This is a genomic window from Campylobacter sp. S4:11 (assembly GCF_024723695.1).
GTDB lineage: Bacteria > Campylobacterota > Campylobacteria > Campylobacterales > Campylobacteraceae > Campylobacter_D > Campylobacter_D jejuni_C.
In genome coordinates, this window is the sequence record NZ_JANQDC010000009.1 from 1 (window position 1) to 25,877 (window position 25,877).

Here is a 25,877-nt window from a genome sequence, read left to right on the forward strand (position 1 = left end):
TAACTAAAAATATTTAGCTATAAAACTTATTTTCACAATAATTTAGATGATAAATTAGTCTAAATTATCTTCCATAAAATTAAAACTTAATTCTTTAGAACATTTCTTACATTTATAGGCTATGTTTAGATATTTTATTTTTACATGTAAGCCATAATCAAGCTTATGAATCATACCTTTACATCCACAAATATATTCAAATTTATCATCTTTTTCTTTTTCTTCTATCAACTCCTTTTTTTCTAGACTTTTCTTAAATTTATTAATCCTCATATCATGCTCTACAATATGCTCCAAAAGCCATACTGATACTATTTTGTAAAGTTTTTCTTTAAGATCATTAGTGCTAGTACATTCACTAAGTAATGCACTCATGTCTTTTATAATTTTTTTATGCATTGCTTTGTGTTCTGATAAATATGGATAGTTAATAGTGTACATATAATCTTCTTCGTCTTTAAAATGAATTCGCATATAATCAAAAAAATCACTTAATAGCTCTTTAACCTCTGTTTTATAAATATGTCTATTTAAAAGTTTAGCTGTTTTATCTGCCAAGCTAAAAAGAGTTTGGTGTTGCAAATCTATGTCCACATTTTCTATACTGTATTTATCATTCCACACAGGGAATGCTTCCACAAAAAATCACTCTATACGAATTGGTTTTTTACAAACTTTACAACTATATCTTGCTCCATCAAGAATTTGTAAATGCAAATGATGAGGAATTTTGTGTTTTTCATTTAAACAGCCACAAACATAAAGAATATATTTTGGTGTTATTTCTTCAAAAGTACTTTCTGTCAACGCAACATCTTCTTCAAAAGTACTTTCTTTTGCTTGGAGTTGTTTTTGTTTTTCATATTTGTAATATTTCATATCTTCTTTTAATATATGTTCTAAAAGCCACTTTTCTGTAATAATATTTAATTGCTCTTTAAATTCATTCACAGTTTTAATATTTTTAACCAAAGCAATTAATGAAGCTGTTATTTCTTGATGAATTCTTTTATGATGCTCTAAATCAGGATAAGCTATGCTTTCCATATAAGCTTCTTCATCTTTAAAATGAGTCTTTACATATTCAAAAAGTTCACTTAAGACTAATTTGATCTCGTTTATACTTGCATGATTTTCAGCAATCAAGTAAGCTTTTTTTGCTATATCAAATAGCACTTTATGCTGTTCATCGATAATTTTATTATGTACACTGTATTCTTTTGCCCATTTAATCATAAATTTCCTTTTTAGATATTTTATAATCGAGCAATAAATAATATAATCTACATTACACATACAAAAAAACGGGTGGAATTATATAATAAATTTTAAACATTTGCAATAAAATTGATATTAATTTATAAAATATTAAAATAATATCTTATTTGGTAAAAATATTAAAAATAAAACTACAAAGATTTGATTTAATTACTGAGTGGTGCGGATGAAAGGACTTGAACCTTCACGCATTGCTGCACCAGATCCTAAGTCTGGCGTGTCTGCCAATTTCACCACATCCGCAAAAGTGGTACGCTCAAGAGGATTCGAACCTCTGACCTACGGCTTAGAAGGCCGTTGCTCTATCCAGCTGAGCTATGAGCGCAAAAAATAAAAGTAACAATAGGCTTATGGTGCGCCCGATAGGAATCGAACCCATAACCTACAGATCCGAAGTCTGTCGCTCTATCCAGTTGAGCTACGAGCGCTGATGGGGTGAGTGATGGGAATCGAACCCACGACCCTCAGGACCACAATCTGATGCTCTAACCGACTGAGCTACACTCACCATTTGTAAAAATGGTCGGGGTGAAAGGATTCGAACCTTCGGCCCCTTGGTCCCAAACCAAGTGCGCTAACCAGACTGCGCTACACCCCGATGTACAAAAATAAAGCGTTATTTTACATAAAAAAATATTAAAAGTCAAGATAAAAAATATTTAGCATAAAAAATGCTAAATATTTTAAGAATTATCCGTTTGTTTTTTTTGAGAAATGATGTTTAAAATTTCAACTATCAAAGAAAAAGCCATAGCTGTGTAAATATATGCTTTATCTATATGAATATCAAAACTTTCACACACTAAAACAAAGCCTATCATCACTAAAAATGCCAGAGCTAAAATTTTAATACTTGGATATTTTTCTACAAAATCTGCAATTGGTTTAGAAGCAAAAAGCATAACTAAAACTGCAATAATCACAGCAATAATCATAATCTCTATATCTTGAGCAATGCCCACAGCAGTAATAACACTATCAAGAGAAAATACTATGTCTATCACTGCTATTTCAGCTACTACAACCCAAAGTTTATTACTAATTTTTATATTGCTTTGATTTTCCTCTTGGTGCATTATACTTTCTTTAATTTCCTTAATAGACTTAACTATTAAAAACAAACCTCCAAGTAAAAGTACTAAATCCCTACCTGAAATTTCATTGCCTAATATACTAAATAAAGGCGTGACAAGCTTCATCACCCAAAACAAAGACAATAACAATAAAATTCTAGTAATCATTGCAAAAGCAAGACCTAAAATTCTACCCTTATCTCTATGTTCTGGTGGTAACTTAGAAACTAAAATCGCTAGAAAAATGATATTATCAATCCCTAGTACAATCTCCAAAGCTGTAAGAGTAAGCAATACCACCCAAGCATCTACACTAAAAATCCATTCAAACATTTACATTCCTTAAACAAAAGCGTAATTATAATGATGAAAAATTAATCATTTTCAAAAATTTTTACAATGGTTTCAGGTAAAAGTATATGTTCAAGCTGGTGAATTTTATCTTCAAATTCTTCAAAGCTTAATTTAGCTTTTTCAAACGCCTTTTGTGCAATGATTTTACCACCATCAAGCTCTTCATTAACCCAATGCACGCTAATGCCCGCTACTTTCATATCACTTTCATAGCTTTCTTTGATAGCATGAGCGCCTTTGAATAAAGGAAGCAAAGAAGGATGAAGATTAATAGCCTTTATATTTTGAGTGAAAACAGGACTTAAAATTCGCATAAATCCTGCTAAGATAGTCAAATCTACTTGACTTTCTTTTATAATTTTTACTAATTCTGCGTCAAATTCTTCTCTTGAGGTAAATTTTTCATGTTCTATGATTTTGGTATCAAGACCATATTTTAAAGCTCTTTGTATACCATAAGCTTCTTTTTTATTACACACACACAAAACCACCTCAAAGGTATTTTTGCCAAAAGTTTTTTTATGTAATTTTTCTAAAATATTTTCCAAATTGCTTCCATTACCACTAAATAAAACTGCTAATTTTATAAGCATTTTAACCCCTTTATTAATTTTAAAGCATCAAAGCTGATTTTATTTTTCTTATAATTTTTAGCCACCAAAGCATGAGCTAATACTGCATTTTTCGCAGCTTCTAAAGCATTAAATTTAGCTCCAAGTAAAGCTGCTATCATACCACTTAGCACATCCCCACTTCCACCTTTTGCTAAAGCTTCATTGCCACAATTTACTACAAAAAGTTTTTCTTTTTGAGCGATGATAGGATTAGCCCCTTTTAATACCAAAACACATTGAAATTTAGAGCTAAATTTTCTTGCATAAAAAAAACGTTTGCTTTGAATTTCTTCTACACTTATATCCTCATTAAAACAAAGTTTTAAAAGCATAGAAAACTCTTTAGGATGAGGGGTTAAAACAACATCTTCTCTGGCAAGATGTGAAAGTAAATTTTCACTTTGAAAGCAATTTGCATCTAGGACTAAAGGAATGTTTTTTAATCTTTCATCTTTTAAAATACTTAAATCATCAAGTCCCATGCCTATAGCAGCTGTATTTATTTTACCTTCAATATCATCTTTTAGCATTATCAAAGGCGAAAAGCTTTCTTTAGCCACTAAAGATACAAGTCCTGCTCCAAACTCTAAAGCACCAAGTCCTGCTAGAGTGCCTGCGCTTTCGTTTGCAAAAATATAAATATGGCCAAAATCACCTTTGTTTGAGTTAGTCTTTTTTGTAATGAGTTTTAAATCTTTTTTTTCTAGTAAAAAACTTGGAGTGTTTTGTATATAAGGTTTTAACCCCAAATTTGCAATTTTAATTTTACCCACAAATTCTTTTGCAAAATCTTCTAATAAAATTTCTTTAATCACTCCCATACAAAGTGTATAATCAGCTTTAAAACATAGCTCTTGTCCAAGACCACTAGGAATATCACAAGCTATTTTTAAAGCCTTACTTTTAGCAAGCTTTTTAAAAATTCTTTGTATATTTTCATCTAAAACTTTATTTAAACCACTTCCAAAAACACAATCAATTATGATGTCAAAGTCTTTAAATTGAGGTTCTTTTTTTAAAAAATTAAAACTTGCATTTTTTAAAATTTGCTCTTGCTTGATAAACATTGTGCTTTTTTTATACGGCATAACATAGGCAAAAGCTTTTTTTAAATGTCTAATAGCTACAAGTCCATCGGCTCCATTTCCACCAGTACCAAGCAAAAATAAAATTTTGGCATTTTTTATTTTTTTACTTTTTTTCTTAATCAAATTTGCAAGCTCTATGCCTGCATTTTCCATCATTAAAAATTCATCTAAGCCTTTTTCAATAAGCTCTTTTTCATAAGAAACATTATCTTTAAATACTGCTTTCATCGCTCATCTCACATTTTATAAGCTTTTGGGTTTTAGCACCTAGCTCTTTAAGCTTTATCACTCTTGAAGCAATATTTCCACTTCCATGAGTAAGCTTTGTTTGCATATTTTCTACATTTGTATTTAATCTTTTGATGTTTTCTTTGATTTTTTCAAAATCATCTAAAACACCTGCAAATTTATCATGAAATTTGCCAAGCTCATCAAAAGCTTTTAGGATATTTTCATTACTTTGTATATTTTTCCATGAAATATTTATAGTATTTAACGCCATAAAAAGAGTGTTTGGTGTAGTTAAATAAACCTTTTTTTTGTAAGCGTATTGATAAATTTCAAGATCTACATTTAAAATCAAATCTAAAATATTTTGATAAGGTATAAAAAGCAAAACAAACTCATAAGTATGTTTATCATACTGCATATAGGGCTTTTTAGCTAACTCATCAATCCTTGATTTTAGATTATAAGCTAAATCAATGCAGGTATTTTTATTAATATCTTCAAAGGCAAAATCACTTGGTAGAGAAAATTTTGCATCTATGATTATACTTTTTTGTTTATCTAAAAACACAACCGCATCAGGAATATAAGTCTTACCCTCATCTTGAAATCTATCTTGCAGTTTATACTGAATACCTTCTACCAAACCACTATTTTCTAAAACAGATTTTAATTGTAATTCTGCGAAATTACCACGAATTTTTTTATCACCCTTTAAAATTTTAGCTAGCTTATCTGCGTTTTCTGTTATATTTTGACTAAATTTAAACATATGATCGATTTGTGTTTTAATGCTAACTTCATTTTGGCTAAGTTTTTCACTGTATTCTTTAACACTTTTTTTCACAGGCAAGAAAATTTCTTCTAAGATTTTTTTTGTATCTTCATTGAGCATAAGTTTGTTTTGGCTTAAAATATTAGCATTTTGTTTTTGTAAATTTTGTTCTAATTCTTGTTTTAATTCTACCAAACCTTGCTTATATTTTTCTTCTAGTTTTATTAAAGTTTGAGTGTATTCTTCTTTCAAATTCGCACGCTCTTTTAAATGTATATTTAAAAGTTCTTGCTGGGTTTGTTCTTTTTGAGCTAATTTTGCTTCCAAAGCCTCATTTTTAGATAAATATAATATTTTTTCATCTAAAAGTTTGGAATTTTTTTCCATAAGTGTGGTTTTTTCAAGCTCTACATTAGAAAGTTGATTTTGCAAAGCTATGTTACTTTGGTTTAAAAACTCCAATTTTGCTTTTTCTTTTTGGCTTTTAAACACATACCATATAAAAGCTAAAATTACAACAACTAAAAAGGCTATCAAGATATTTTCCATTTTTAAGCCTTTGTTTTTTCAATAAGAAAATAAATATTTTTTTCATTACCTTCTTTAAATTGTTTCATTTGCGGTAAAAACTCTTTTACTAAAGCTCTAAAATTTTTAAAACCAAAATTTTGTGGAATAAAGTTTGCGTGTTTTCTATTCATATTAGTGCGAATTTGAGCATATTCAGCACGACCTTTTTCTTCTATCAAGGCTTCTGTGATATTGATTAAATCTTTGATATATTCTTTAGTACTTAATACTTTTTCTTTGGATTCATCTTGATCTAAATAAAAAAATTCACTAAAAGAATTCACATAAGATTTTACAGCTTGTTTCAAACCCATACCTATAACTTGCTTTTTACCTTCTTTAAGCCTTTGGATTAAACTAGTATAATCACTATCACTTGAAACAATGACAAAAATATCAATATCTTTTTCATAAAAAAAACTCATAATCTCGGTGATTAAGTACATATCGCTTGAGTTTTTATTAGCTATAAAATTAAATTGTTGCATGGCAATAATAGAATATTGTGCGATTTGTTCTTTCCAATTTTGTATATTTTTTTGTGTCCAATCTCCATAAATTCGTTTTATAACGATTTCTCCATAATCAGAAGCGATGTCAAAAATTGATTTTGCATATTTTGAAGGAATATTTTCTGCATCAATAAAGATCGCTACACTTTTATTGTCCATTTTTTCTCCTATGTAGTTCTCATTCTAAAACTTAATGCTTTTAAAATATGAGTTTTTAAAATCAACTCACTTTGCTCTAAATCCGCAATAGTTCTTGCTACTTTTATGGTTTTATTCACCCCTCTTTGGGAAAGATTATATGAAATTATAGCCTTTTGTAAAATTTCGCTCGCAGAAGAATCTAAAATACAAAATTGCTTCAGCTGTTCATCATTTAATTTAGCATTAAATTCTTCTTGCTTTCTTTGCTTTTGAAATAAAAATCCTTTAAAAACCATTTCACTCATTTGCTTAGAAGTCAAGTTTGTTTTATCTTCATGTGAAATCTCATCCATAGCTACATAAAGATCAATTCTGTCTAAAATAGGAGATGAAATTTTATTTTTATATTTTTTAATTTCTATTTCTTGGCAACGACATGCAAGACTTTTAGAAAACAAATTCCCGCAAGGACAGGGATTTTGTGCACAAGCAAATAAAAATTTAGTCTCATAAATCACTTTGGTATTAACTCTTGAAATAAGAATTTTAAAATCCTCTAATGGCTCTCTTAAACTTTCTATGATTTGTTTTGAAAAATGAGGAAACTCATCAAAAAACAAAACTCCTCCATTTGCAAGTGCTATTTCTCCTATCTTGGCATTTTTAGCTCCTCCACCAAAAATGCTAGCCCTAGTACTTGTATGATGAGGACTTCTAAAAACCCTACTAGCACTAAAGTCATCATCTAAAGAATTTAATGACTTATAGGCGTTTTGAGCTAAAATTTCTTTCAAACTTTGTGGTGGCATGATAAAAGGAAGTCTTTTAGCACACATACTTTTACCACTACCTGGACTACCTTCAAATAAAATATTATGCATACCCAAAGCTGCTATTATACAAGCAAATTTAGCATTTTCTTGCCCCTTAACTTCTTTAAAATCATAAGGGTAAATAGAATTTTTTATATATTTTTGATTATTAATTTCTATGGCATTTTCAAATAAAGGATGAGCATTATTTATATGATAATTCTCATAATTTTTTTCTTTAAAAAAATCCATAGCTTGGACTAAATTTTCCAAAGCATAAATTGTTAAATTAGGTATCATTGAAGCTTTTTGTGCTATGGCTTTTGGCACCACTACCTTGGCATTTTGTACTTTTGCACTTAAAAAAAGCAAGATAGAAAATAAACTAGCAGTACTTTTTATACTTCCATCTAAACCAAGTTCCCCAAAAACAAAAAAGTCATCTAAATTTTCTTTTTGAAATAAAATCAAAATCGCAATGGCTAAGTCAAAATGAGAACCATTTTTAGGGATATCTGAAGGACTTAAGTTAATAGTTATTTTTTGTGCTGGAAAATTGAAATTTTGACTTAATAAAGTTGCCTTAACTCTTTCTGTGCTTTCTTTAATAGTGGAATTTGCAAGACCTACTATACTAAAACCTGGCAAACCTCTTGTGAAAGTTGATTCTACATCGATAATATCAAGCTCTGTAGAAAAACTTGCACATTTTAGTTTTTTCATTTGTTCTTTTTGGATTTTTTCTTAAAGTCTTTGTCAAATTTTTGGCGCTTTAAAAAAGAAAGTTTTTCTATAAATAAATGTCCATCAAGATGATCAACTTCATGTTGAATAGCCACCGCTAAAAAATCATGTGCTTGTAAACTTTGTGGCTTACCAAATCTATCTTGATAATCAAGTTGTATATTTTTATAACGCATTACATCTTCATAAAAACCTGGTATGCTTAAACAACCCTCATTGCAAGAAATTTTTTCATCATCTAAAGGTGTTATAATGGGATTAATAATTTCTAAAAGGGTTTGCTTGTCTTCTTTTTGCTTACCTTCTTCATCACCAATATCTACAAGCAAAGCTCTAATTGGCACATCAACTTGAATAGCCGCTAAACCTACGCCCTTATTAGCTATCATTGTTTCATACATGTCATCTAAAAGCACATGTAAGTCTTTATCAAAATTTTCTACTTTTTTTGACTCTAAAAATAATCTTGGATTAGGATAGGTAATTATCTCTCTTATCATTTTTCTTTTTCCACTATTATAAAGGGTTCTAAATTTTTTCCTGAATCTTTTAAAGCTTCAATACATTTTTCTATTAATTCTTCGCTTTTGCTGTCTTGATTAACAGCACTTATAGCCACTTCAACATCTACTTCTATTTCTTTATCTGCTAGAAAAAAATTGGAATTTTCTAAAGATTCTAATATTTTATTGCATATTTCTTGTGCTTTTTCTAAATTTGTATGAGAAATCATCATAGCAAAGACATTGTTTCCACAATGGGCTACTATATCGCTTGAAGAGACATTTTTACTAAAAATCCTACACACACCTTTTAAGAAAGCATTTTTTTCTTTTTGAGTATAAGTTTGCTCAAGAATTTCTTCTTTTACTCTAAAAAATATTAAGGAAGTATGATAATTATATTTTGCATTACTTTCAATGCTTTTTTCTAAATTTTCTAAAAAGTATTTTTTATTATAAACTCCAAATTTAGAGTCAAAATCACTTTGCTCTTCTATATGTTTATAAGTTTGTCTAACCTCATCAAAATTTTCTTTAATCTCATCTGAGTATTTATCTAAAATGCTAGAAAACCTTGAAAGATCTGCTTCAAGAGCGTGAATTACATTAGAAACTGCTAAATTACCTGTGCTAATTGCAAGCTCTGAATTACGTCTTCTTAGCATATCTTTAACTGTTTCAAGATGCCTATAAATCATAGCAATGTATTGCAATAATGCCGAAGTAGAACTAAAACTTTTTTTGATTTCTTGCTCTATATTTGCACGTTTGATACCATCATCATTTTGCTCAAATTCCATAATCTCGCTAACTTTTTTCTTAAAAGCCACCGGACGCTCTTCAAGCATTTTTTGAAAATAAACTCCATAATTAGTTGGTGTTGGAGGTACATTATCTTTTACAAGCTCAGTCAAAATAGACTTTGCAAATTTTTCAAATTCACCTCCACTAATTTTTTGAATTTTTGGAGCTTCTTTGGCTGGAGTTGGATCACTACTTAAATTTAAATCAGCAAATAAATCATCATCTAACATTGCTATGTTTTTCCTTATTTAAAACTTTTTTCCAAAACCTTATCGATTAAGCCATATTCTTTAGCTTCCACAGCACTCATAAAAAAGTCTCTATCAGTGTCTTTTTCTATTTTAGAGAGTTTTTGTTTGGTGTTTTTAGCCAAAATATCATTTAAAATTGCTTTTAATCTTAGAATTTCTTTTGCTTGAATTTCTATATCAGTTGCTTGCCCTCTTGCACCACCTAGTGGTTGATGGATCATAATTCTTGAATTTGGCAATGCAAATCTTTTCCCTGGAGTACCACAACTAAGTAAAAATGCACCCATAGAAGCAGCTTGACCAATACAAATAGTACTTACATCAGCTTTAATATAATTCATCGTATCATAAATACTAAATCCACTGGTTACAACCCCGCCTGGTGAGTTAATATAAAGATAAATATCTTTTTGAGGATCTTCAGCCTCTAAAAATAAAAGCTGAGCTACGATAGAAGCAGCAAGATCATCATTAATCTCACCACTTAACATAATAATCCTATCTTTTAAAAGCCTTGAGTATATATCATAGCTTCTTTCGCCCCTGCTTGTTTTTTCAACTACATAAGGTATGTATGAGCTCATTATTTTTCACTTTCTTTTTCAGTTTTCTTTTTATCGTTTTTTTTGAAAATATCAGCAAAAAGTTTTTCTTCAATTAAAGACATTTTAATTGCAGGTAATGCACCTTGTTTTTTATAATTATCTAAATGTTCTTGTGGGTTAAAGCCATATCTATAAGCTTCAAAATAAATCGCTTGGATTAATTCTTGATCACTTACTGTAACATTTCTAAGTTTTGCTAACTCATCTATAATGAAAGTTAATTTTACGCTTTTTTGTGCATCTTCTTTAAAACTTTCTCTTTTTTCTTTATATTTAGCTTCATCTTTAAATTCTTTTAATTCTTCTTCGCTTAAAGTTCTTAAAGAGCTTCTAAATTGCATATCTGTTTCTTGCTCTACTATATTTCTTGGTAAAACAAAGTCAAATTTAGCTACCAAAGCTTCTGCAAATTGATTTTTAAGCTCATCATTGATAAGTTTAAAGATTTTTTCATTTTTTAGTTGCTCTTTTAATTTTGCGTCTAATTTTTCAACACTTGGTTCTTTTTCTTCAGGCAACAAGCTTTTTAAAAGCTCTTCATTTAATTCAGGCATTTTAAGTTCTTGAATTTCATGAATTTTTACTTTAAATACCGCATCTTTTCCTGCTAAATGTGCTGCGCCATATTCTTTTGGAAAAGTTACATTAATATCTTTTTCCTCACCTGCTTTTAAACCAATCATACCTTCTTCAAATCCTGGTATGAATTGTTTTGAACCAATTTCTAAAACATAATTTTGAGCTTTTCCGCCATCAAAAGCTTTACCATCAACAAAACCTTCAAAATCAAATTTAGCAAAATCGCCTTCTTTTAAAGCTCTTGCCTCTTTAATCGCTTCAGGAGTTGCAAATCTTTTTAATAATTCTTCTTTTTTTGCGTCAATTTCTTTTTGAGTTACTTTTGGTGTATTATAAGTTGGAATTAGTTCTTCATATCCATCTAATTTTACTTCTGGTCTAAAAGATAATACCATTTGAGCTTCAATAGCACCATCTTTTCTATCAAATTTTTCAAAATATGGTTCACCTACTAAATCTTTAGCCTCTTTTTTAACTTCTTTTAAAGCACCATCTACAGCATTTCTTAAAAGATCTTGCTCCGCATCTCTTGTAAGCTCTTTTTCATATCTTTTAAGTATAGCAGCAACAGGAACTTTTCCTGCTCTAAAACCATCCATTTTCATAGTTTTAGATGCTTTTTTAGCTAATTTTTCAACTTCTGCTTTAATAGCTCCTTGAGCGATTTTCACAGTAGCATTTGCATTTGCAAAATCAATTAGTTTTGCTGTAACTTCCATAATATTTTCCCTTTTTAAATAAAATTTTTTGATAATATACCAAAATTTTCCTTATCACTTTATATAAAAATAAAAATATGTTAAAATTTTAATTTTTGATGGAGAAAAAATGCAAGAAAAATTTGAACAATCAGTAAAAAATATGTTAGAAATTATCGGAGAAAATCCACAAAGAGAAGGACTTTTAAAAACTCCTACAAGAGTTTTTAAAGCTTTTGAATTTTTAAATAGTGGTTATAAACAAGATCCAAAACAAATACTAAATGATGCCTTATTTGAAAGCTCAAACAATGAAATGGTTTTAGTAAGAGATATAGAATTTTATAGTCTTTGTGAACATCATCTTTTGCCTTTCTTTGGGCGCGTACATGTTGCGTATATACCAGATAAAAAAGTTGTAGGGCTTAGTAAAATTCCACGCCTTGTGGAAGTTTTTGCAAGACGCTTGCAAATTCAAGAACAACTCACAGAACAAATCGCAGAAGCTTTGATGGAACATGTAGGTGCAAAAGGTGTTGGAGTGGTTATTGAAGCAAGACATATGTGTGTTGAAATGCGTGGAGTGCAAAAGGCAAATTCTACCACTAGCACTTCAGCCTTAAGAGGTAGTTTTTTAAAAAGTGAAAAAACAAGAAAAGAATTTTTTACCTTAATTAACTCAGCAAAACAGGTCAGATTTTAATGGGCTTAGAAAAACTTCGTAGCAAAATTGCTTCACAAAATCTTGCTAGCGTTTTTGGGCAAATTACTAAAATTTCAAGCACTAGTATAGAAATAAATGGCTTAAAAACTAGCATAGGTGATATCATTAAAATAGTTTCTAGTGAAGATGAGAGCAAAGAAGCTATGGCTATGGTGGTAGAAGTAGATGAAAATTTAAGCTATTTGAGTCCTTTTGGTTTTGTAGAAGGTTTTAAAATAGGCGATCGTGCTTTTATTAATGATGCGGGTATGCAAATAGGAGTTAGTGATGAACTTTTGGGAAGAGTAGTTGATCCTTTTATGCGACCAAAAGATGGTAAAGGACCGATTGAGGCAAGTAAATTTATGCCTATTATGCGTGCACCTATCGATGCGATGAAACGAGGTTTAATAGAAGAAGTTTTCCCAGTAGGTGTTAAAACAATAGATGCGCTTTTAACTTGCGGAGTAGGACAAAAGCTTGGGATTTTTGCAGGAAGCGGTGTAGGAAAATCAACCCTTATGGGTATGATAGTAAAAAATTCCAAAGCTCCCATCAAAGTCATAGCTTTAATCGGGGAGCGTGGCAGGGAAATTCCTGAATTTATACAAAAAAATCTTGGTGGTAAACTTGATGACACTGTCATAATCGTTGCAACAAGTGATGATAGTGCGCTAATGAGAAAATACGGAGCATTTTGCGCTATGAGTGTGGCTGAGTATTTTAAAGAACAAGGTAAAGATGTATTGTTTATCATGGATAGTGTAACGCGTTTTGCTATGGCTCAAAGAGAAATAGGCCTAGCTCTAGGTGAGCCTCCTACAACAAAAGGTTATCCACCAAGCGTTTTAAGTCTTTTACCTCAGCTTATGGAACGCGCAGGAAAAGAAGAAGGCAAAGGAACCATAACAGCATTTTTTACTGTTTTAGTTGATGGAGATGATATGAGTGATCCAATAGCCGATCAAAGTAGATCTATCCTAGATGGGCATATAGTACTTAGTCGCGAACTCACTGACTTTGGAATTTATCCACCTATAAATATACAAAATTCAGCTTCAAGGGTTATGGGAGATATTATTAGTGATGAGCACAAGCTAGCTGCTAGAAAATTTAAGCGTTTAAATTCTTTGCTTAAAGAAAATGAGGTTTTACTTAGAATTGGTGCTTACCAAAAAGGTACTGATAAAGAACTTGATCAAGCTATTACCAAGAAAGATTTTATGCAACAATTTCTAAGCCAAAATCCTGAAGAAAGCTTTGAATTTGAAGACACGATTAATATGCTTAAGATGATTGATATGCAATAATTGGAATGATTCTTGCTTTTTTCATGATAAAAAGTCATGAAAAAAGGATGGATCATGTCAAATGTAGCATTTTTAGATCACCAACAAAACTTAGGTTTAAAATATACTGATATTTGTCAAAATATTTTTGAAAGAGAAATCTTTACACATATGTTTTTAGAATGTGTATGTTTTGATCTATTAGAAGGTAAAGCTAAATTAAAATATTTAAAAATTATTGCTTCAAAAGAAAATTTTATAGTTGAGTTTAAAATCAATAATCAAAAAAAATCTTTTATTATTAATGATAAAAAGATTTTGAATGAGGAATTTAACTCAAAAAGAATGACTCAAGATGAATATGAAAGAGAGATTGCTAGAATTTATCAAATAGAGAGATATTTAAAAACGCAAAGCAATCTTCAAAATTTCTCTAGCGAAATCAGTACTATAATGAAAAATCTTTTTAAAGATATGGATGAGTTTAAAAACTATATCGATACGCTTGAAGCCAAAGAAAACACCCACAATCATTACTTATCAAAAATTTACAATATAGCTTAATATTAACCAAACTTTGCCGATAATATTACTAATCCAAACAAAAGGAGTATGTTATGGGCGAAGTTACTAACAATCAAGCAAGTTTAATGCTTAACATTGCAACTACTATGATGAAAAAAACCATAGAAGCCAATGAAAATGCAGTAATGCAAGTACTTGAAGGCGTAAATGCAAACCCTACTCCAACTACTACTCCTAGCACTAGTTCAGGATTACTTGACATTTACGCTTAAATTTTCTCTTCGATTCAAAAATTTTGGCATAACTTTTGCTTTTTTGCAGTTAAGCAATATTTTTGAAGAGAAGAGTTATGTTTATAAATTCTAATGTTAATCCATATCAGAATTTTGCAAATTATCCTTTTGTAAAAACTGAACACACAGAAGAAAAAAAAGAAAATACTAATATTAAAAGTGATTTACTTGATATCAAAGGTTCTAATTTAGATTACAAGATAACCTATGCAAGTGAATTTGGTTTTAGAATCAACGAGCAAGGTTTTTTTGAAAAAGATCTTAATAAAACAGCTGCTTTGCCTCTTGATTATGATATTAACATAAAAAGTATAAGAGAGATTTCAAAGCAACTTATAAAGCTTGATGAGAATTTAAACTATAATAAAATAGACTTACCAAGACTTTTAAATACTTATCATAATACATTAAAAACCATTAATCATGAATTTCAAAAAAATGATAATAGCTTTTTAAATAAAGCTCAAATTTCAGAGTTAAATCAAGGCTATAGTTATACTTATGAAGGAAAAATTTTAAAAGTTTATGAAAATGCTAAAAGTCTACAAAGTGCAAAAGAGACAAATAAAAATTTAAATACTTTAATGCTTGATAATAAAATAGGTGATTTTGCTTTTAATACAAGCATAGAAAACACAGCTAGCAATCCTATTATAAAACCTTATCTAAACCGTCAAGGCGCAGTTTCTAAAAGTGGATTATTGCTTAATTATATTTACCATGATTTAAAAGAACAAAACCATCAAAAGGCTAATTTCTTTTTATCTCCTATTGAATTAGATATATCTTCTAATATAAATTTTCAAAAACTCATGAGAGGTCAAATGAGTATGCAAGATTATCTAAGTGAAAGCAATAAAGAAAAAATGAGTTTTGATTTATACTTGCATATTAATGGGGTGGATAAAAACAATACTTCAGAAGATAAACTTTCGGTTTTTTTTCAACAATACATTAACTATCAACATAGTATCAACATGCAAGAATTTGCAAATTCAAGTTCTATTTATAGTCTTTATAGCGAACAAGTTAGTAAAGAAATTGAAGTTTTAAAAGAAGAATTCAATCAAAACAATCCTAATATTGATCTTGAAAAAATCAATACTCAAAAAGAACTTTTAGATACTCAATTTTTAGAAAATCGCAAAAGGCAAGCAAGTATTAATAAAATTTTACACTCTTATTTAAACGCTATGGCTTAAACTTGTGCTAAAATAATAACAAAAATTTTTGCACAAGTTAAAAACTTACTTGATTTAATATTAAATTTAATATTTTAGTGTATATTAACAAAAAAGATAAAAATTATCCTAATTAAAGGAGTATAATTTGAAAGTATATTTAGATAATAATGCAACAACACAACTTGCACCAGAAGCTTACGAGCTTATGAAACCTTTTTTAAAAGAATATTATGGTAATCCAAATAGCCTTCATCAATGGGGTAGCGCAACTCACCCTGCTTTAAAAGAAGCTATGGATAAACTTTATACAGGACTTGGGGCAAGTGATTTAGATGATATCATTATCACTTCCTGTGCTACAGAGAGTATTAATTGGGTATTAAAAGGTGTGTATTTTGATAGAATTTTAAATAGTGATAGAAATGAAGTAATCATTTCTAGCGTGGAACATCCTGCAGTAGCTGCTAGTGCTATGTTTTTAAAATCCTTAGGGGTTAAGGTCATAGAGCTTGGCGTTGATCATGAGGGCGTTTCTAGTGTAAAAGATCTAAAAGAAGCTATTTCAGATAAAACTGCCCTAGTGAGTATTATGTGGGCAAATAACGAAACTGGTATGATTTTTCCTATAGAAGAAATGGTTCAAATTGCTCATGAATATGGAGCATTATTTCATACTGATGCAACTCAAGCTGTTGGAAAAATCAAGGTTAATTTTGCAAAAACTGGGGTTGATTTTGCTTCATTTTCTGCACATAAATTCCATGGCCCAAAAGGTGTAGGTGGACTTTATATTAAAAAAGATATAGAATTAACTCCACTTTTACATGGTGGTGAGCATATGGGTGGTAGAAGAAGTGGAACTTTAAATGTGCCGTATATTATAGCAATGGCAGAAGCTTTAAGAATTGCAAATACTATGCTTGATTTTGAAAACTCACACATTAGAAGATTAAGAGATAAATTAGAAGATTTAATTTTAGCTATGCCTGATACAAGTGTAGTTGGAGATAGATCAAGAAGAGTTCCTAATACCATCTTAGCTAGCATTAAAGGCGTAGAAGGCGAAGCTATGCTTTGGGATTTAAATAAAAATGGCATAGCAGCAAGTACTGGTTCAGCCTGTGCTAGCGAAGCACTTGAGAGTAATCCTATCATGGAAGCAATTGGTGCTGAAAATGATTTAGCTCATACTGCCCTAAGACTTTCTTTATCAAGATTTAATACAGAAGATGAAATTGATTATACAGCAGAGCAAATAAAAAAAGCAACACAAAGACTTAGAGCAATCTCAAGTACTTATGCATATAAGCCTGAAAATATTTAAAGGATAAAAAATGGCAAAGAATAATTTAATTGGCGGATCAATTTGGGATGAGTATTCTCAAAAAGTACAAGATAGAATGAATAATCCTCGACATATGGGAGAATTTACACAAGAAGATGCACAAAAAGCAAACGCAAAACTTATTGTTGCAGATTTTGGAGCCGAAAGCTGTGGTGATGCAGTTAGACTTTATTGGCTAGTGGATGAAAAAACAGATAAAATTATTGATGCGAAATTCAAAAGCTTTGGCTGTGGTACAGCAATAGCAAGTAGTGATACTATGGTTGATCTTTGTATAGGTAAAACCGTAGATGAGGCTGTAAAAATTACAAATTTAGATGTTGAATTTGCTATGAGAGATAATCCGCAAACCCCTGCAGTACCACCGCAAAAAATGCATTGTTCGGTTATGGCTTATGATGTTATCAAACAAGCTGCAGCACATTACAAAGGAGTTAATCCTGAGGACTTTGAAGATCAAATCATAGTTTGTGAATGTGCTAGGGTAAGCCTTGGAACTATCAAAGAAGTAATTAAACTAAATGATTTACATACAGTAGAAGAAATCACGCAATTTACCAAAGCAGGTGCTTTTTGTAAATCTTGTATAAAATCTGGTGGACATGAGAAAAAAGATTATTATCTTGTAGATATTTTAGCTGAAACTAGAGCTGAAATGGAAAGAGAAAGATTAAAAGATCAAAGTAAAGCTGATATTGCTTTTGATGATATGACCATGGTTAAACAATTAAAAGCAGTAGAGGCTGTTTTAGATAGTGATGTACGTCCAATGCTACACGGAGATGGTGGAGATTTAGAAGTAATTGATATACAAAAAAGTGAAAATAAAAATATAGATGTATATATACGCTATCTTGGAGCATGTAGTGGCTGTTCAAGTGGGAGTGGCGCAACCTTATATGCTATAGAAAATATTTTACAAGAAGAACTTAGCCCAAATATACGCGTTATACCTGTTTAAAAGTTTTTTGTATTAGTTTTTATATAAAAATCAAACCTTTTTATGTTAAAATACTCCTTTTTAGTAAAAATAAAAGGTTTGATTTATGCATAGAATTCATACACTTGTCAAAAGTGAAACTTTTCCTGGCGTTTTGCTAATATTTTTTACTGTACTTGCATTAATTTTACAAAACAGCTCTTTAACAGATCAATATACCAATTTTTTAAATATTCCATTCGGATTTCAAGCAGGTAGCTTAGAAATTTTTAAACCTCTACTTTTATGGATTAATGATGGGCTTATTGCGATTTTTTTCTTTGCTATAGGACTTGAACTAAAATACGAAGTTACAAAAGGACAACTCAATAGTATAAAAGCTATGTCCCTACCTGTATTTGCTGCACTTGGTGGCATGATAGTGCCTGCTTTAATTTTTGCATTTTTTAATTATAAAGATACTTTTGCTTTACAAGGTTGGGCTATACCAACAGCTACTGATGTAGCTTTTGCAGTTGGAATTTTAATGCTTTTAGGCAAAAAAGTGCCAAGTTCTTTAAAGCTATTTTTACTTTCTTTAGCTATATTTGATGATCTGGGTGCAATTATTGTAATCGCTTTATTTTACACAAGCGAACTATCGGTTTTTGCTATGATTGCTGCTTTAGTATGCATGTTGGCACTTTATCTCTTAAATCATTTCCATGTTACTAAAAAATCTTTTTATATCATCATAGCTATAGTATTTTGGATAAGTATGTTAAAAAGTGGAGTGCATGCAACTTTAGCAGGTGTGATTACTGCTTTATTTATACCACTTGAGACAAAAAATGGAAAATCATTTTTGAAAGAAATTGAACACGATTTAGCGCCTTGGGTGAGTTACTTTATATTACCTATTTTTGCTTTTGCAAATGCAGGAGTTGATTTAAAAGATATGGATCCAGGCTTTATGTTTTCTTCAGTTAGCCTAGGAATTATCTTAGGCTTATTTTTAGGAAAGCAAATTGGAGTATTTTTATTTTCATATATTAGTATAAAATTGGGGCTAGCAAAGCTTCCACAAAATGTTAATTTTAAACAACTCTATGGAGTTTGTATACTTACAGGCATAGGTTTTACGATGAGCTTTTTTATAGATGGATTAGCTTATCAAAACAGCAATATTTTCGCATATTCGGATAAATTAGCCATTTTAGTTGCTTCACTATTAAGTGCTGTAATAGGATATTTTTATCTAAAACTTATATATAGCTTTAAAAAATGAAAATTAAGAATTATCAAAAATTTTTATCATTAGAAATATTAGGAGGGTTATTGCTTTTAGGAGCAACAATCCTTGCTCTTATGCTTAAAAATAGTCCCTATGGACAACATTATATGGATTTTCTTAGCGTGGAAATGGGTATAAAAGTAGGAGTATGGGAGTTATTTAAACCCTCATTACTATGGATTAATGATGGGCTTATTGCAATTTTTTTCTTTGCTATAGGACTTGAATTAAAAAAAGAATTTGTTCAAGGTGAATTTAAAACTCTTAGCAATATCACTCTACCTTTAATGGCTGCTATAGGTGGTATAGTAGTACCTGCTTTAATATTTTGCGCTATTAATTTTAACGACGCTTATGTTTTAAAGGGTTGGGCTATACCAACAGCTACTGACACCGCCTTCGCTTTAGTTATACTTGCCATGTTAAAACAACGCATACCAAGTTCTTTAAAAATATTTTTAGTGTCTTTAGCAATTTTTGATGATGTAGGAGCTATTTTAATCATTGCTATTTTTTATACTAGCGAACTTTCTACTTTGGCTTTTTTTGTAGCATTTTGTTGCATTATAGGTTTATTTGTATTAAATCGTCTAGGTAATGAAAGAAAATCTTTTTACTATATACTTGGCACTTTACTTTGGCTTAGTGTATTAAAAAGTGGAGTTCATGCGACTTTAGCCGGTATTATTACCGCTTTATTTATTCCTGTATATACAAAAAATAATCATGCTTTATTGGAAGAAATCGAACATGGATTAAAATTTTGGATTGCTTTTGTCATACTTCCCATTTTTGCTTTTGCTAACGCAGGGGTTGATCTTTCTAAAATCCAAACTCATATGCTATTTAGTGGTGTAAGCATGGGTATATTTTTAGGACTTTTTATCGGAAAACAACTCGGTGTTTTTGGATTTGCTTATATGGCAATTAAATTTAAACTTGCAAAATTACCAAAAGATGCAAATTTTAAACAGCTCTATGGAGTTTGCATACTTACAGGCATAGGTTTTACGATGAGTTTTTTTATAGATGCACTTGCTTATGAAGTTAGTGATATATTTAATTTTGTGGATAACTTTGCAATTTTATTAGCTTCATTAGCTTCTGGTGTATTTGGATATATTTACTTACGCTTTATTAAGTAATTAAGTTTTTTTTAAATTAAATAAGATATAATTTCATTTCTTATTTATATTTAATTGGCCCATTCGTCTAGCGGTTAGGACATCGCCCTTTCACGGCGGTAACACGAGTTCGAGTCTCGTATGGGTCACCACTCTTTTAAATTCTAATATAAAAATATCATAAATTTCATTCCCATAAGGAGATTTTTTTATTTGTGCGTATAATTAATATATCAAATAAAAAAGACCTATTAATAAAAGCTTCTAAATGGTTTTCTGAAAAATGGGGCATTGATGAAAAGATTTATTTTAAAAGTATAAAAAATAGTTTTAATAGCCAAACAATTCCTCAGTGGTATTTGGTTTTAGATAAAAATACAATCATAGCTGGAGCTGGGATTATACAAAATGATTTTCACAAAAGAAAAGATTTAGAACCAAATTTATGTGCTTTATATGTTGAAGAAAATTATAGAGGAAATAAAATATCTAGTCAATTGCTAAAATTTATAAAAAATGATTTAAAAACAAAGAATATAAATAAATTTTACCTACTAACAGAGCTTGTAGGATTTTATGAAAAGTATGATGGAATTTTTATTGAAAATATTGTAGATAATGAAGCTTATCCTTTAAGAGTCTATAAGATAGAATTTTAACCTTCTTTATTTTCCCCATCTTTAAAAGAAAATATAGGCAAACTTAAGCCATAGTATATTGCCAAAAGCCTTGCTATAGTTCCTACAATCAACGAAGTAAGAATTACCCATAACTCATCTACACCCAAAATATACAATATATAATACAAAGCCCCTGTTAATATAGCAACACCTGCATAAATTTCTTTTTGAAACACAAGTGGTATCCTAGCACATAATATATCTCTTAATATCCCACCAAACACACCAGTAATCACGGCTGAACTCACAGCCACTATAAAACCATATCCCATTTCTATTGCAATTTGTGCACCTAAAACACTAAAAACAACCAAACCTATAGCATCTAAAATCAAAAAAAGTTTTTCAAGCCTTATAACATATTTAGCAATTTTTGTTGTAATCATAGCTGCAACACAAATTAAAATCACATACTCAGGAGTTTTGATCCAAGTTAGTGGATGATGATCAAGTAAAATATCTCTAATCGAACCTCCACCAATGGCTGTTACTAAAGCTATAAATATCACTCCGAAAAGATCCATTTTATGCCTTCCTGCAGCAATAGCTCCTGTCATTGCATCAACGGTAATTCCGATAATATAAAGTATAGTTAAAAGCATAATGAGTTAAAAAACCCTTGTTTAAACAAGGGTTAGTTTTTACTTACGATATTAATAATATTTTGAGCTACTTTTTTAGCAATTGGCTCAACAAATTCAGCAGGAGAAGTAAATCCTACACAAGAGCAATTAATCTCACCTAAAACATATTTATCTTTACCATTTTCATCTGTATCTAAAATAAAATCCGCTGTCCAAATCAAAGGAATATCGTAATTTCCAAGTTTTGAGCGAATTTCTGGCAATGTTGCTAAAAACCAATCTACCAACTCTTGCCAATCTTTTGGTTCATCATATCTATATTTTGCACCTGAAAAAAGTGTAGCAGAAAATGCATCAGCACCTTCTGCAGGTTTTTTATGCACTACATAAATTGGAGTATGATAAAGCATTAAAATTCTAATCTCACCTTCTTTAATACGCGGTAAGAAAGTCATATCTACAAGCATACCATTATCGCCTACAATGTATTGCTCACAAAAATCCATAAACTCACCAAGCTCTCTTTCTTCTGTGTGGTTATCTTTAGCTTCTGTACATTTGATTTTTGCGTTTAATGGCACGCTCACAGCCCCTACTGGTAGCTCATCTATCAATCTAACACGCCAAATTCCCTCTCCAGTTGAGCCACGATTTTGTTTTAAAACCCTCTCACCTTTTGCTAAAGTTTTTGGGAAACTTTCTTTAAAAGTTTTAATATCATAATATGCATAAGTATCTTCAGGTACTAAAGCAGTTTTATTTAGCTTAGTCAAAGCATCTTTAGCACCATATCCTATCATCGCATCAGGATGAGGCATGCCTATAACCCCATTTGCACAAAGTTTTCTAAGCATATCAAAATACTCATTTTCTTCTTTTAAATTTCCTGGGTTGATTCTAGAAACATAAGCATCAGCATTATTTTTTACATATTCATAAATTTCATCTTTTTTTTCTACTTCAAAGAAGATAACCTCAGCATTCCAACCTTGTTCTTTTAAAGCATTTACCATAGGCATAGTATCTTTTCTATGGCCATCTTCACCTTTGTCACTACCACCTCTAACTTCAAAAAATACGATATTTTTTTTCATATTGCTCCCTTTTTAAAGATATTTTATCATCATATCAAAACAAGTATTAAATTTTTATTTATTTTTTCCATAAATACGTTGTAAATTTTGCAAATTTGAGCTTGCATTTAAAAGTAAAGCATCGGCCATGCAAACTGCTACCATAGCATTTACTACAACACTACCTCTTATACCTACACAAGGATCGTGTCTACCTTTTAACTCATGTATAATATTTTCTCCTTGAATATTTTGTGTTTGTTGGGGCAAAAATATAGAGGGGGTTGGTTTAAAATATGTTTTTATATCAATAAAATTTCCATTAGAAATTCCACCCAACAATCCTCCGCTATGATTGCTTAAAAACACTCCATATTTTAATTCATCATTATTTTCATTTCCATTCATATAACTACTTTGAATACCACTTCCTATTTCTACAGCTTTAACCGCATTTATACCCATGATTGCATGAGCAAGTTTTGAATCAAGTTTATCATACAAAGGCTCACCTAAGCCTTTGATAGGATTTTTTACTCTAGTAAAAACTCTTGCACCTATACTATTTTTAGCCTTTTTGGCTTTCAAAATTTCATCTTTAAAGTTTTGTTCTAAATTTTTATCTAAAGCATAAACTTCACTATTTTTAGCATAATCAAAATCAAACTCATCATTGCTAAGTTTACTATCAATACTTCCTACTCCAAAAACTCCGCTCATTATTTCTATATCAAACTCTTTTAAAAGCATACAAGCTAAAGCTCCTGCTGCTACTCTTGCTACACTTTCTCTAGCGCTAGCTCTTCCACCACCTCTATAATCTCTAATACCATATTTGTGATAATAAGTAAAATCAGCATGCCCTGGACGAAATACATCTTTTTCATAATCTTTTGAACGTGTATTTTCATTATACACCAAAACACTTATAGGAGTTCCTGTTGTATAACCTTCAAAAACTCCACTTAAAACTTGAGCTTTATCTTCTTCTTTTCTAGGAGTACTAAATTTATTTTGACCTGGTTTTCTTTTATCTAGCATTTCTTGTAAAAAATCAAAGTCAAACTTCACCCCTGCTGGCATACCATCTATCACACAACCTATAGCTTGACCATGAGATTCGCCAAAGCTTGTAAATTTAAATCTTACTCCAAAGCTATTCATAGTTTTCCTAATTTTTCAAGTGCGATTTTAGCACATTGTTGCTGGGCTTCTTTTTTACTACCTGCTGTAGATCTTGCTACTTCTATACCTTGAATTTTTACTGCAATTTCAAATTGCTTTTTATGATCAGGCCCAAAAGCCTTTACTACAATATACTCAGGAGTGCCCGCCATATTTGCTTGTGTAATTTCTTGCAATCTTGTTTTATAATCTTTAAACAAACTTTGCGTGTCAATATGCGGATAAACTTCATTAAGCAAATTTAATGCTATATTTTTAGTTTTTTCAAAACCTATTTCTAAATACAAAGCTCCCATTAGTGCTTCAAAAGCATCAGAAAGTATGGAAGGCTTATTGCGTCCATCGTTGTTTTCTTCTGCAATAGACATAAAAATACATGTTCCAAGATCAAGTTTTTGCGCTAAGGTTGCAAAAGATTTTTCATTCACCAAAGCTGCTCTAAGCTTAGAAAGGTTCCCTTCTGAGTCTTTTTGAAATTTAAAAAACAAAAACTCCCCTACCACTAAATCCATCACCGCATCACCTAAAAACTCTAATCTTTCGTTGTTATAAGGCTTTTTGTAACTTTTATGCGTCAAAGCTTCGATGAGTAATTGCTCATTTTTAAAATGATAGTTTAGTCTTTCTTGGAGTTTTTTAAGCATTTATTGACCTTTCTTCTTGGAGCTTTAAGGCTGCATTTCTTGCTAGCTCATCACAACGCTCATTTAATTCATGGCCATTGTGTGCTTTGATCCAAAAAGCAGTTATTTTATGATCTTTAGCTACTTTTAAATACTCTTTCCAAAGATCAATATTTTTTTTACCCTTAAAATCTTTTTTTACCCAACCTTCAAGCCACTCATTAATACTTTGCACCATTAAATTTGAATCTGTGTATAATTTTACCTCACAAGGTTCTTTTAAAGCTTTTAAAGCCTCTATAATAGCCATTAACTCCATACGATTATTTGTTGTATTCTCACAAGCCCCACTTTGTTCTTTTTGGTAATTTTTATAAGTTAAAACATAAGCCCACCCTCCAAAACCAGGGTTGTTTAAACAAGAGCCATCAGTATAAATTTCAATATTTTTCAAGCTTTTACCTCATAATAAATCTCACATTTTCCAAATTCATAGCAAAATGGACAATGGTAAAAAAACAAAGGACTTTGATTTTTACAATTATTACACACATAAGTAAAGCTAAGATTTGCACTTAACTCATTATCATTTAAAATTTTTAAAATTTTTAGTTTATGATTTTTGATAGAAATAGATTTTGTACTTAAATTTTTTGCATAAAAAAACTCATGATATTTTTCATCTTCAAGATTAAGCGGGCTTTTGCATTCATTAAGCAAATCAATGATATTTTCAAATTTAGGCATTTGAGTAAGTTTGTCTTTATAATGCAAAAAGCAAAGTCTTAAAATAAACTCATTATTCTTACTTAAAGCTAAAATTTCTTTTATTTTTTGCTCTTGCTCTTTAGAGCTTGTTTGAATTTTCAAAGCCTTTATTAAAGCTTTTTCTGCATATATATTTTCTCCTAGCTCAAACAAACATTCTAAAACATCTAAAACCTTATCATAATCTTTAAGTTTTAAATAAACAATTTTCAAAAGTTTTAAGCTTTCTTTATTACGTGCTTTGATTTTTAAAGCATTCAATAAAGCTTCTACGCTACGCTCTAAAAATCCTGCTTTTAGATAAACTTGTGCTAGCGAAAAAAAGATAAACTCTTTTTGGCTTGCCTCATTTGATTTTTGCAAAGCTATAAGATAAATCCCTACAGCTTTTTCAAATTCACCACTTTTAGTAAAAATTTGAGCTAAAAAATTTAAATTTTCAATGCTTAAATTAGCATTTTTTAAAATTTGTTGATGTGTAGAGTTAATTTCAAATTTTTTTACAAAGCGATCAAGTTTGCTTTTTTGGTCCTTATTTGCAAAAATACGCCATATATAATGTGAGCTAGCTATGATAAAAACTAAAGCGGTTAAAACAATAAGACCAAATAAAGGATCGCGGTATTCTACAAAGAAAAAATCCATAACCTTGCAACTTA

General features: G+C 30.1%; 28 protein-coding genes and 6 tRNA genes. 11 read left to right on the top strand and 23 right to left on the bottom strand.

The genetic code is table 11. The features are described from left to right. Nucleotides 1-54: 54 nt before the first annotated feature. The 17 genes from CAMP5053_RS04430 to tig all read right to left on the bottom strand — a co-directional run bounded on the left by CAMP5053_RS04430 (nt 55) and on the right by tig (nt 11,650). Nucleotides 55-639, bottom strand: coding sequence for a bacteriohemerythrin (locus CAMP5053_RS04430; RefSeq protein WP_337217358.1), 585 nt, complete (start codon nt 637-639; stop codon nt 55-57). 6 nt (nt 640-645) lie between these two features. After that, on the bottom strand, nt 646-1,236 hold the full coding sequence (locus tag CAMP5053_RS04435) for a bacteriohemerythrin (RefSeq protein ID WP_158211391.1): 591 nt from the start codon (nt 1,234-1,236) through the stop codon (nt 646-648). Nucleotides 1,237-1,436: 200 nt separating this feature from the next. Continuing rightward, nucleotides 1,437-1,521: transfer RNA gene (locus CAMP5053_RS04440), tRNA-Leu, on the bottom strand. Between the two features lie 5 nt (nt 1,522-1,526). Next, a tRNA-Arg gene (locus CAMP5053_RS04445) sits at nt 1,527-1,603 on the bottom strand. A 26-nt stretch (nt 1,604-1,629) separates the two neighbouring features. Then, nucleotides 1,630-1,706: transfer RNA gene (locus CAMP5053_RS04450), tRNA-Arg, on the bottom strand. Between the two features lie 3 nt (nt 1,707-1,709). After that, nucleotides 1,710-1,786: transfer RNA gene (locus CAMP5053_RS04455), tRNA-His, on the bottom strand. Nucleotides 1,787-1,798: 12 nt separating this feature from the next. Continuing rightward, a tRNA-Pro gene (locus CAMP5053_RS04460) sits at nt 1,799-1,876 on the bottom strand. An 85-nt stretch (nt 1,877-1,961) separates the two neighbouring features. Continuing rightward, complete coding sequence (locus CAMP5053_RS04465) at nt 1,962-2,684, bottom strand: TerC family protein (RefSeq protein ID WP_337217359.1); 723 nt, start codon at nt 2,682-2,684, stop codon at nt 1,962-1,964. 41 nt (nt 2,685-2,725) lie between these two features. After that, complete coding sequence (gene purN, locus CAMP5053_RS04470) at nt 2,726-3,298, bottom strand: phosphoribosylglycinamide formyltransferase (protein WP_087699180.1); 573 nt, start codon at nt 3,296-3,298, stop codon at nt 2,726-2,728. Continuing rightward, nucleotides 3,289-4,635 carry an NAD(P)H-hydrate dehydratase gene (locus CAMP5053_RS04475; RefSeq protein ID WP_337217360.1) on the bottom strand — a complete coding sequence of 449 codons (1,347 nt, stop codon included), beginning with the start codon at nt 4,633-4,635 and terminating at the stop codon, nt 3,289-3,291. The genes purN and CAMP5053_RS04475 overlap by 10 nt, the downstream gene beginning before the upstream one ends. Then, complete coding sequence (gene rmuC, locus CAMP5053_RS04480) at nt 4,619-5,959, bottom strand: DNA recombination protein RmuC (protein ID WP_337217361.1); 1,341 nt, start codon at nt 5,957-5,959, stop codon at nt 4,619-4,621. Before rmuC ends, CAMP5053_RS04475 begins: the two co-directional genes overlap by 17 nt. A 2-nt stretch (nt 5,960-5,961) precedes the next feature. Further along, nucleotides 5,962-6,651: an NYN domain-containing protein gene (locus tag CAMP5053_RS04485; RefSeq protein WP_039627173.1), complete on the bottom strand. Its 690-nt coding sequence runs from the start codon at nt 6,649-6,651 to the stop codon at nt 5,962-5,964. A gap of 8 nt (nt 6,652-6,659) precedes the next feature. After that, entirely contained in the window at nt 6,660-8,168 is a 1,509-nt protein-coding gene (locus CAMP5053_RS04490) for a YifB family Mg chelatase-like AAA ATPase (RefSeq protein ID WP_087699177.1), read from the bottom strand. Next, on the bottom strand, nt 8,165-8,689 hold the full coding sequence (def, locus tag CAMP5053_RS04495; RefSeq protein WP_087699176.1) for a peptide deformylase: 525 nt from the start codon (nt 8,687-8,689) through the stop codon (nt 8,165-8,167). The genes CAMP5053_RS04490 and def overlap by 4 nt, the downstream gene beginning before the upstream one ends. After that, entirely contained in the window at nt 8,686-9,726 is a 1,041-nt protein-coding gene (locus CAMP5053_RS04500; RefSeq protein ID WP_087699175.1) for a GGDEF domain-containing protein, read from the bottom strand. Before CAMP5053_RS04500 ends, def begins: the two co-directional genes overlap by 4 nt. Nucleotides 9,727-9,740: 14 nt before the next feature. Then, the gene (gene clpP, locus CAMP5053_RS04505; protein WP_139426420.1) at nt 9,741-10,331 is read right to left on the bottom strand and encodes an ATP-dependent Clp endopeptidase proteolytic subunit ClpP; all 591 of its coding nucleotides are present in this window, start codon (nt 10,329-10,331) and stop codon (nt 9,741-9,743) included. Beyond that, complete coding sequence (tig, locus tag CAMP5053_RS04510) at nt 10,331-11,650, bottom strand: trigger factor (RefSeq protein WP_214100435.1); 1,320 nt, start codon at nt 11,648-11,650, stop codon at nt 10,331-10,333. Before tig ends, clpP begins: the two co-directional genes overlap by 1 nt. 109 nt (nt 11,651-11,759) lie before the next feature. On the opposite strand from tig, the gene folE reads away from it, so the two are divergent. The 11 genes from folE (at nt 11,760) to CAMP5053_RS04565 (ending at nt 20,964) form a co-directional block, all read left to right on the top strand. Further along, entirely contained in the window at nt 11,760-12,332 is a 573-nt protein-coding gene (folE, locus tag CAMP5053_RS04515) for a GTP cyclohydrolase I FolE (protein ID WP_012662169.1), read from the top strand. Beyond that, on the top strand, nt 12,332-13,642 hold the full coding sequence (gene fliI, locus CAMP5053_RS04520; protein ID WP_087699169.1) for a flagellar protein export ATPase FliI: 1,311 nt from the start codon (nt 12,332-12,334) through the stop codon (nt 13,640-13,642). Before folE ends, fliI begins: the two co-directional genes overlap by 1 nt. 54 nt (nt 13,643-13,696) lie before the next feature. Next, complete coding sequence (locus CAMP5053_RS04525) at nt 13,697-14,185, top strand: hypothetical protein (protein WP_087699167.1); 489 nt, start codon at nt 13,697-13,699, stop codon at nt 14,183-14,185. A 53-nt stretch (nt 14,186-14,238) separates the two neighbouring features. Then, nucleotides 14,239-14,418: a putative motility protein gene (locus CAMP5053_RS04530; protein WP_087699165.1), complete on the top strand. Its 180-nt coding sequence runs from the start codon at nt 14,239-14,241 to the stop codon at nt 14,416-14,418. 77 nt (nt 14,419-14,495) lie between these two features. Further along, on the top strand, nt 14,496-15,641 hold the full coding sequence (locus CAMP5053_RS04535) for a hypothetical protein (protein ID WP_261530379.1): 1,146 nt from the start codon (nt 14,496-14,498) through the stop codon (nt 15,639-15,641). A gap of 127 nt (nt 15,642-15,768) precedes the next feature. Then, entirely contained in the window at nt 15,769-16,947 is a 1,179-nt protein-coding gene (locus tag CAMP5053_RS04540; protein WP_087699161.1) for a NifS family cysteine desulfurase, read from the top strand. A gap of 10 nt (nt 16,948-16,957) precedes the next feature. Further along, the gene (locus CAMP5053_RS04545) at nt 16,958-17,929 is read left to right on the top strand and encodes an iron-sulfur cluster assembly scaffold protein (protein ID WP_087699159.1); all 972 of its coding nucleotides are present in this window, start codon (nt 16,958-16,960) and stop codon (nt 17,927-17,929) included. Nucleotides 17,930-18,014: 85 nt separating this feature from the next. After that, nucleotides 18,015-19,175: a Na+/H+ antiporter NhaA gene (gene nhaA / locus CAMP5053_RS04550; protein ID WP_214100434.1), complete on the top strand. Its 1,161-nt coding sequence runs from the start codon at nt 18,015-18,017 to the stop codon at nt 19,173-19,175. Next, a complete protein-coding gene (gene nhaA / locus CAMP5053_RS04555) occupies nt 19,172-20,326 on the top strand; it encodes a Na+/H+ antiporter NhaA (protein WP_087699156.1) in 1,155 nt (384 codons plus the stop codon). The genes nhaA (CAMP5053_RS04550) and nhaA (CAMP5053_RS04555) overlap by 4 nt, the downstream gene beginning before the upstream one ends. Before the next feature lie 56 nt (nt 20,327-20,382). Continuing rightward, nucleotides 20,383-20,457 (top strand) — tRNA-Glu (locus CAMP5053_RS04560). 63 nt (nt 20,458-20,520) lie between these two features. Next, nucleotides 20,521-20,964, top strand: a complete 444-nt coding sequence (locus CAMP5053_RS04565) for a GNAT family N-acetyltransferase (RefSeq protein WP_087699154.1) — start codon at nt 20,521-20,523, stop codon at nt 20,962-20,964. Here CAMP5053_RS04565 and CAMP5053_RS04570 read toward each other — a convergent pair. Genes CAMP5053_RS04570 through CAMP5053_RS04595 form a run of 6 tightly spaced genes read right to left on the bottom strand, consistent with a single transcriptional unit; the run spans nt 20,961 to nt 25,863 of the window. Continuing rightward, nucleotides 20,961-21,587 carry a trimeric intracellular cation channel family protein gene (locus CAMP5053_RS04570; RefSeq protein WP_214100433.1) on the bottom strand — a complete coding sequence of 209 codons (627 nt, stop codon included), beginning with the start codon at nt 21,585-21,587 and terminating at the stop codon, nt 20,961-20,963. The genes CAMP5053_RS04565 and CAMP5053_RS04570 overlap by 4 nt on opposite strands. Before the next feature lie 32 nt (nt 21,588-21,619). After that, complete coding sequence (locus CAMP5053_RS04575) at nt 21,620-22,663, bottom strand: Cj0069 family protein (RefSeq protein ID WP_087699150.1); 1,044 nt, start codon at nt 22,661-22,663, stop codon at nt 21,620-21,622. A 54-nt stretch (nt 22,664-22,717) separates the two neighbouring features. Continuing rightward, nucleotides 22,718-23,806, bottom strand: coding sequence for a chorismate synthase (gene aroC, locus CAMP5053_RS04580; RefSeq protein ID WP_087699147.1), 1,089 nt, complete (start codon nt 23,804-23,806; stop codon nt 22,718-22,720). Next, nucleotides 23,803-24,471 carry a ribonuclease III gene (gene rnc / locus CAMP5053_RS04585; protein ID WP_087699145.1) on the bottom strand — a complete coding sequence of 223 codons (669 nt, stop codon included), beginning with the start codon at nt 24,469-24,471 and terminating at the stop codon, nt 23,803-23,805. The genes aroC and rnc overlap by 4 nt, the downstream gene beginning before the upstream one ends. Further along, nucleotides 24,464-24,904 (bottom strand): ribonuclease HI, encoded by a 441-nt coding sequence (gene rnhA, locus CAMP5053_RS04590; protein ID WP_087699143.1) that lies wholly within the window; start codon nt 24,902-24,904, stop codon nt 24,464-24,466. Before rnhA ends, rnc begins: the two co-directional genes overlap by 8 nt. After that, nucleotides 24,901-25,863 (bottom strand): hypothetical protein, encoded by a 963-nt coding sequence (locus CAMP5053_RS04595; RefSeq protein ID WP_261545154.1) that lies wholly within the window; start codon nt 25,861-25,863, stop codon nt 24,901-24,903. The genes rnhA and CAMP5053_RS04595 overlap by 4 nt, the downstream gene beginning before the upstream one ends. Nucleotides 25,864-25,877: the final 14 nt, after the last annotated feature.

Excerpts from the sequence above, each read along its gene's own strand:
- def (WP_087699176.1), bottom strand. The coding sequence starts at position 8,689 with ATGATAAGAGAGATAATTACCTATCCTAATCCAAGATTATTTTTAGAG.
- CAMP5053_RS04500 (WP_087699175.1), bottom strand. The coding sequence starts at position 9,726 with ATGTTAGATGATGATTTATTTGCTGATTTAAATTTAAGTAGTGATCCA.
- CAMP5053_RS04485 (WP_039627173.1), bottom strand. The coding sequence starts at position 6,651 with ATGGACAATAAAAGTGTAGCGATCTTTATTGATGCAGAAAATATTCCT.
- CAMP5053_RS04575 (WP_087699150.1), bottom strand. The coding sequence starts at position 22,663 with ATGAAAAAAAATATCGTATTTTTTGAAGTTAGAGGTGGTAGTGACAAA.
- fliI (WP_087699169.1), top strand. The coding sequence starts at position 12,332 with ATGGGCTTAGAAAAACTTCGTAGCAAAATTGCTTCACAAAATCTTGCT.
- CAMP5053_RS04570 (WP_214100433.1), bottom strand. The coding sequence starts at position 21,587 with ATGCTTTTAACTATACTTTATATTATCGGAATTACCGTTGATGCAATG.
- rnc (WP_087699145.1), bottom strand. The coding sequence starts at position 24,471 with ATGCTTAAAAAACTCCAAGAAAGACTAAACTATCATTTTAAAAATGAG.
- rmuC (WP_337217361.1), bottom strand. The coding sequence starts at position 5,959 with ATGGAAAATATCTTGATAGCCTTTTTAGTTGTTGTAATTTTAGCTTTT.
- nhaA (WP_087699156.1), top strand. The coding sequence starts at position 19,172 with ATGAAAATTAAGAATTATCAAAAATTTTTATCATTAGAAATATTAGGA.
- purN (WP_087699180.1), bottom strand. The coding sequence starts at position 3,298 with ATGCTTATAAAATTAGCAGTTTTATTTAGTGGTAATGGAAGCAATTTG.
- folE (WP_012662169.1), top strand. The coding sequence starts at position 11,760 with ATGCAAGAAAAATTTGAACAATCAGTAAAAAATATGTTAGAAATTATC.
- CAMP5053_RS04595 (WP_261545154.1), bottom strand. The coding sequence starts at position 25,863 with ATGGATTTTTTCTTTGTAGAATACCGCGATCCTTTATTTGGTCTTATT.
- CAMP5053_RS04530 (WP_087699165.1), top strand. The coding sequence starts at position 14,239 with ATGGGCGAAGTTACTAACAATCAAGCAAGTTTAATGCTTAACATTGCA.
- CAMP5053_RS04490 (WP_087699177.1), bottom strand. The coding sequence starts at position 8,168 with ATGAAAAAACTAAAATGTGCAAGTTTTTCTACAGAGCTTGATATTATC.
- CAMP5053_RS04465 (WP_337217359.1), bottom strand. The coding sequence starts at position 2,684 with ATGTTTGAATGGATTTTTAGTGTAGATGCTTGGGTGGTATTGCTTACT.
- CAMP5053_RS04435 (WP_158211391.1), bottom strand. The coding sequence starts at position 1,236 with ATGATTAAATGGGCAAAAGAATACAGTGTACATAATAAAATTATCGAT.
- CAMP5053_RS04545 (WP_087699159.1), top strand. The coding sequence starts at position 16,958 with ATGGCAAAGAATAATTTAATTGGCGGATCAATTTGGGATGAGTATTCT.
- aroC (WP_087699147.1), bottom strand. The coding sequence starts at position 23,806 with ATGAATAGCTTTGGAGTAAGATTTAAATTTACAAGCTTTGGCGAATCT.
- CAMP5053_RS04535 (WP_261530379.1), top strand. The coding sequence starts at position 14,496 with ATGTTTATAAATTCTAATGTTAATCCATATCAGAATTTTGCAAATTAT.
- CAMP5053_RS04475 (WP_337217360.1), bottom strand. The coding sequence starts at position 4,635 with ATGAAAGCAGTATTTAAAGATAATGTTTCTTATGAAAAAGAGCTTATT.
- tig (WP_214100435.1), bottom strand. The coding sequence starts at position 11,650 with ATGGAAGTTACAGCAAAACTAATTGATTTTGCAAATGCAAATGCTACT.
- CAMP5053_RS04525 (WP_087699167.1), top strand. The coding sequence starts at position 13,697 with ATGTCAAATGTAGCATTTTTAGATCACCAACAAAACTTAGGTTTAAAA.
- clpP (WP_139426420.1), bottom strand. The coding sequence starts at position 10,331 with ATGAGCTCATACATACCTTATGTAGTTGAAAAAACAAGCAGGGGCGAA.
- nhaA (WP_214100434.1), top strand. The coding sequence starts at position 18,015 with ATGCATAGAATTCATACACTTGTCAAAAGTGAAACTTTTCCTGGCGTT.